The organism is Thermococcus sp. ES12 (genome assembly GCF_012027515.1).
Classification (GTDB): Archaea; Methanobacteriota_B; Thermococci; order Thermococcales; family Thermococcaceae; genus Thermococcus; species Thermococcus barossii.
This window is the reverse complement of sequence record NZ_SNUP01000148.1, coordinates 1-387: the sequence shown is the minus strand read 5'-3', so window position 1 is coordinate 387 and position 387 is coordinate 1. Positions and strand designations below refer to the sequence as shown.

Here is a 387-nt window from a genome sequence, read left to right as displayed (position 1 = left end):
ATGAATCCCACTTTAAGACCCATATTAGCTAGCCATGTTGCTGTATTTCCTGCTGCTCCTCCGAGCCCAAAGTAGGCATCTCTTGCTGGTATCTTTTCGTGGAATTCTGGAAAGCGGTCAACGAGCATTATTATGTCGTAGTTGAGGTTGCCTATTGCAACCACGTCAAACATTGCTATCCCTCCAGTTAGTTTTATTTCATAGATTCTGCATTGAAAGGCTTTAAGGTTTTCTCTAATTTTTATCAAGAACTCAAAAATGAGAATTTAGTTCTTATTGGGGTTAAAGAAAGCATAAATCAGTTCGTCAATCCCATCCTTCTTTCAATTCTCTTAGAGTCTTATTGAAACGGCATGGAAAAAGGGAGTGGCAACTTTAGCGGGTGCG

General features: G+C 40.1%; 1 protein-coding gene. It reads right to left on the bottom strand.

Annotation, left to right across the window (positions count from 1 at the left end):
* A partial coding sequence (locus E3E37_RS11500; RefSeq protein WP_240921989.1) for a PfkB family carbohydrate kinase occupies positions 1 to 173 on the bottom strand: 173 nt, incomplete at its 3' end.
* Positions 174 to 387 lie beyond the last annotated feature (214 nt).